The following is a 5,362-nucleotide window of genomic DNA, read 5'->3' as shown; positions in this document are numbered from 1 at the left end:
ATGCATCATTGGCCCGTGAATAACAGCCAACACAATGGAGGTTGCAGCTGCTTGTAATGCTTGCAATCAGGAAAACCGGAATGTCCCGACCAGCTTCACCATACTTTTGCCTAATTTTTCCTGCCTTTTTTGCATATTTTGAAAATTTTAGTAGGTATAGACTTTCTTTGGGGTTTTTCAGGGATGTGCGTATGGCATCCTTTACAATGTTTTCCACACCATTAGAGAGATATTCCTGCAAATCGAAATTGCTTTCCATTTCATTTCACCTTTACGCATTCAAGCAGAAATTTCGCATGATCTTCTGCTTGCTTAAAGAAATCATCCAGACAGCTTTTTGGGATATCGTCATATTTTGCACATATCTCCAAAAGAAGATATATCGGAAAACTATAGTATTCCTTTGCCAGGAGCTTCGGATTTGAATCTTTTCTGATTATTCCCTTTTCCTTTAGAATTGTAAAGAAACCGTTCCAGAAAAGCAATGGCTTTATAAGTATCTCATTTTGGAAAAACATCCTTATATCTTCATTGTAATGCATCTGTATAAATATCAGTTTCCAGATTTTAAGGTTTCTTTCGTTCAAAAACATTTCTTTTATAGCTTCAGAACCCTGATGGTAAAAGAGTTCAGGGTTTTCAAGCAGTATTTCATTGTCTTCAGAGAGGACAAATTCCCTACTGTTCAGCTGTTCATCATATTCAAACAAGTCAGTGAAGTACTCAAATATGTCCATCAGTATTGCCTCTTTTGAGGGATAATGACTATAAATTGAACTTTTTTTGATTCCCACTTCCTCTGCAATTTCTCTAAGTGAAACAGAGTCGTATCCTTTTTTTGAAAAGAGTTCCAATGACACATCAAAAATTTTCTCTTTAGTATTCATATTACCTACCTACCGTTCGTTAGGTATATTATTTTTTTCTTTATATATAAAATTAACTGAAATGTTCATATCTGTGCAACAAATCTTTATATATCACGTGTTATATACTATTATTGTATATTTTTAATTAAAAAATGATAAAATAATACTTATTAAAATTTAAAATAAGAAGGTTAGAGAAATGAGTGAAACAATAAAGATACTGACAATTCAAGACATCTCATGTTACGGACAATGCTCAATAACAGTAGCGCTACCTGTAGTATCTGCTTTTGGCATTGAAACTGCAATACTTCCTTCAGCTGTCTTATCCACACATACTTCAGGCTTTGAAGGATTTACAGTCAGGGATTTGACTGAAGACCTTCCTGAAATTCGAAAACATTGGGAAAAAGAAGGAATATATTTCGATGCAATATATACCGGATTCATTGCATCTGCAGACCAAATGGACTACATTAAAGACATCATCGATTCAAGGCTAAAGCCTGACGGACTTGTATTCGTTGACCCTGCCATGGCGGATCATGGCGAATTCTATAATGGATTTGACCAGGAATTTGCAGATAAGATGGGAGAGCTTTGTAAACTTGGGGATTATATCCTTCCAAACACTACCGAAGCCTGCTACCTATTGCACAAACCTTGGAAAGAGGAATTTACAAAAGAGGAAATGCTGGAAATAGCTAGTGAGCTTTCAGATTTTACAAACAAATACGTAATCCTAAAGGGCGATACACATAAGGAAAACAATTTGGGAATGATCGTTTTCAACAAAGAGGACTCTTCAGCTGAATTCGTTTTCAACGAAAAAGTGGATTATGTATCCCATGGAACAGGGGACGTTTTCGCTTCCTCATTTGTTGGTTCAACAATGCTCGGAAAATCTCCAACTCAGGCGGCAAAAATTGCAGGGGAGTTTACAAAAATAGCGATTGAAAAAACCGTCGGTGATGAAAATCATAAGTATGGAGTCAAATTCGAACAGGCAATTCCCGAGATATATCATCTGTTGAAATCAGTTTAGTAATGATTTTTTTACGTTTCAATTCTTTGAAACTACTTTTTTTTAATTTTTTACTTAATTATTAATATAAAGTTGATTAATATATAATTACAAGGTGTTTAAAATTGGAATACTATATACATATTTTAGAGTACGTTTTTGAAATAATCGTTTTTTTAATTTTAATGGTTATTTTCAGTTTTATTTTGAAGAAACTCCGCAATAGCAATTATAAAATATTCAATCCCAAGGAATACTTTCCCGAAGAGGAAATTCATTCTTTAAGACAGATATCCTATCTGATAATGATGGGACTGTTTTTTGTAAATATTCTATATTCCATTATTTTCATCAACACTGACCTGATTTATTTTGTAATATTGGACATGCTCCTTTCACTATATCTTGCAACTCAGCTGGATACAAGCTCTTTAAAAAACAAGATATTGCTCCTGTTGTTGATTCCATACGGATCTCTAACATACATTCTATTTGGAAATAGTCTTGTTGGCATAATGGATTTGATTCACATCCCAGTATTTTTATACTTCATTAAGGTCTATTATGACAAGTTCAGAGAATATACGGAGTCAAACGGTTTGGGAATAACAATACTTCTATTGTTTACACTGATATTCTTAAGCTTTTTTGCAACACAACTCACTGAAAGTGTCAATCCTCTGGATTCACTAGTAATGGTGTCAAACGCATTTACAAGTAACGGATATGCCGTTCTGGGCCATTCCGTTCTTGGAAAAATAAATTCCATATTCCTCGTATGGGGAGGATACCTGCTGTCAGGTGTGGGTACAGCAACGTTGGCATCAGCAATTCTTATCCGCCACTACCGCAGAAAAATAGAAGAATTTGAAAAAAACTTCAAAGAAATGAACACTAAGCTTGATAATTTGCAAGAGCTTATTCAGGAAAATAACAAGGATTAACCCATTCATTCCCAATCATTAAAAAACTAAAGTAAGAATTAGTGAAAAAAAAATAATAGTAGGAATATTTGTAAATTTTTACAAGTATTCCAATTGAGGTTTTAAACGATAACTGACTCGACGGTCTCTTCATCAGGAGCCACTATTTCTACAATTTTTTTGTCCTTGATGTAAGTGAAAATTACTCCGCCGTCATCCTGAGTTAACCAACCTTCCTGATTGGAGATTGTTTTGGTTACGGCATCATCATCAGGAGTGTAGTCGCCTTCTGTTGTGTCACTGTATACGACTTTTACGACTATTATATCATTGCCTTTTTTAAATGTGTCTGCAGATATTTTGAAACCCTTGAGGGAACCCTGATCGTCATCATCATCTAAATTTGCACCTAAAACTTTTTCATTGTCAACTTCCTTGTATCCGTCTGGGATAGAAAATTCAATATCCTGAATTACTAACTTACCATTGTCAAATGTAATGGCATCCCCATCAGAATTACTGCTTTCGCTTGTAGAAAAGCTCCATTCAAATCCTTCGGCACTTACAACACTAATTGAAATACAGATAGTGAGTATAAGTACTCCTAAAAACATTATTTTCTTATTCATATTTTCACCTTTTGGTATTAATTAGATTTGTAAGGAAAAGTATTTATATATTTATTTAAAAAAATCCACTAATCAATTCAAGATTTTACAAAATTTACTAAATATTATTAACAAGTAAATACAAATAATCCTATGAGGTATGAAAAATGCCAATGGCTGTTGTAAAAGGTTCTCTTAAATATTGCTTGAAAAACAAATGGTTCTTTCTTTTTATCATAATTCTATTTTTAATGTTGGAATATGTTACAGACATTATTAATGATCCCGTTTATAATTGTGGCACGTGGATTTTTTCAATATTGATAATGGGATATGGTCTGCAAATCATTCAGGATGTAATTAGGGGAGGAACCTGCCTACCTAAGATACTTCCTAAAAAAGTGATTATTTTGGGACTTAAAGGTACAATAATCAATGTATTTTATCTGTTGATTCAGATTGGCATATTGGTTTTAATTGCTTCCGCTCTAAATTTTCCAACCTTTGATCTTGAGGATTTCTTTTTGGAATATCACAAAACATTAATGCTTATTTATCATCATGACGCAGTCAGTTTCATGATTTTTACCATTTCGGGAATAATCGTAACATATGTTACAACATTTTTCATGGAATTGTCATTGGCAAGACTTGCAGACGGGGAAAACCTAAGACACCTATTTAATTTTGCCCAGATCAAGCATGAGATTGACATCATCGGATGGAAAAAATATACAATCGCCTATACAAAGATTATTTTAGTGATAATTGTTTTTTCCCATATCAACAAGTTTATTGACCCTTATTATGGTTTTAATGTTATTATAGGTACATTTTCATCCTTCTTTGCATTCATTGTTGAGTACCGTGGTATGGGTCGGATTTACAAAGTCTACACCGACAACAAAGATAAGATTACTTAGCTTAAAAAAAGTAAAAAAAGAAAAATTAACTTCCAAAATCAGAATAAGGACTGAATTAACCGTTGATTGCATTGGCAATGGCCTTTGCGTTTTCATCCCTTTTTTCTGATTCAGAAATTTCCAGTTGATTGAATATATCATTATACAATGATTGGCCATCACGTATGAATCTGAATTTGTATCTGGATGAGGTTGTTGATACCTGAACAGTCCCATATCCTATAAGTTTGCCTATCAGTCCGTTTTTGTATGAAACGGAGTCGATTTTGTTTAATGAAGACTGCATCTGTGTTGTTGAAATCAAACCGGATTTTCCAAAAACCCTTTTGTTTGTGAGAATTAAGTCATTTGTCTTATATCCAATGAACCTTATTATAAGCCAGATTAAACCGACAATTGTAAATATGTTCAAAAATGCTCCAATTCCAAGAAAATAACCATAACTTGCAGCCATTATCCCTGAAACAATACCAAACATAATTCCAATTGCTAAAACTATGCCCGGAACTATTAGGCATCCTTCATGAATTTGGGAATGTCTTATTACCTCTTCGCCATCAATCATGTCAATATGATAATTTCTGAAGACATCATTTGCCAAGGTGCTTCGAGGATTGGACTCTCCGGCTTTAGTTCCACATTCATTACAAAAAATTGAGCCTTCTTCCAATTCAGAACCGCAATTTTTACAATATTTAACCATTTTATCACCTTATTAATAATATTGAATTGATATTATTTAAACATTTGAAGATATGAGGAATATGGCGGTTAATGACATTCAAAGTTCCCCATCCTGAATCTGTATCTAATAATTTTAGGTAAAACTAATTCTTTCTTTTAATGTCCCTTTTTTGTTTTATCGATTATTTTATTGTGAATTCTTGCTTGTCTAACTTCTTGTCTAACGTTATTGCTAACAAAACGAGAAGCTCCAAAAGCATCCCAAAAAGCAATCTTCATATCCCAATTAGGATTAATACGACACTTACAAGTCAAAACATCAGACATAAAA

6 protein-coding genes and 1 pseudogene are annotated in these 5,362 nt (G+C 33.3%); 3 read left to right on the top strand and 4 right to left on the bottom strand.

Annotated elements, in window-relative coordinates:
• Both ACJMLO_RS00395 and ACJMLO_RS00390 read right to left on the bottom strand, forming a co-directional pair.
• Positions 1-259 (bottom strand): annotated as a pseudogene (locus tag ACJMLO_RS00395) (radical SAM protein); the annotation flags it as partial.
• 1 nt (position 260) lies between these two features.
• Positions 261-887 (bottom strand): TetR/AcrR family transcriptional regulator, encoded by a 627-nt coding sequence (locus ACJMLO_RS00390; protein ID WP_405292817.1) that lies wholly within the window; start codon positions 885-887, stop codon positions 261-263.
• Between the two features lie 181 nt (positions 888-1,068).
• Here ACJMLO_RS00390 and ACJMLO_RS00385 point away from each other — a divergent pair, with 181 nt between their 5' ends.
• Both ACJMLO_RS00385 and ACJMLO_RS00380 read left to right on the top strand, forming a co-directional pair.
• A complete protein-coding gene (locus tag ACJMLO_RS00385; RefSeq protein ID WP_405292815.1) occupies positions 1,069-1,914 on the top strand; it encodes a pyridoxamine kinase in 846 nt (281 codons plus the stop codon).
• 104 nt (positions 1,915-2,018) lie between these two features.
• On the top strand, positions 2,019-2,837 hold the full coding sequence (locus ACJMLO_RS00380; RefSeq protein ID WP_405292813.1) for a hypothetical protein: 819 nt from the start codon (positions 2,019-2,021) through the stop codon (positions 2,835-2,837).
• 101 nt (positions 2,838-2,938) lie between these two features.
• Here the strand turns inward: ACJMLO_RS00380 and ACJMLO_RS00375 are convergent, their stop codons facing one another.
• Positions 2,939-3,445, bottom strand: coding sequence for a hypothetical protein (locus tag ACJMLO_RS00375; RefSeq protein WP_405292810.1), 507 nt, complete (start codon positions 3,443-3,445; stop codon positions 2,939-2,941).
• Between the two features lie 230 nt (positions 3,446-3,675).
• Between ACJMLO_RS00375 and ACJMLO_RS00370 the strand changes: the two genes are divergently transcribed.
• Positions 3,676-4,347 carry a DUF4013 domain-containing protein gene (locus ACJMLO_RS00370; protein WP_405292808.1) on the top strand — a complete coding sequence of 224 codons (672 nt, stop codon included), beginning with the start codon at positions 3,676-3,678 and terminating at the stop codon, positions 4,345-4,347.
• 55 nt (positions 4,348-4,402) lie between these two features.
• On the opposite strand, the gene ACJMLO_RS00365 is transcribed toward ACJMLO_RS00370, so the two are convergent.
• Positions 4,403-5,050 (bottom strand): PH domain-containing protein, encoded by a 648-nt coding sequence (locus ACJMLO_RS00365; protein WP_405292806.1) that lies wholly within the window; start codon positions 5,048-5,050, stop codon positions 4,403-4,405.
• Positions 5,051-5,362: the final 312 nt, after the last annotated feature.

This window comes from Methanobrevibacter sp. (genome assembly GCF_045120835.1).
GTDB lineage: Archaea > Methanobacteriota > Methanobacteria > Methanobacteriales > Methanobacteriaceae > Methanocatella.
This window is presented reverse-complemented; position numbering and strand designations above follow the sequence as displayed.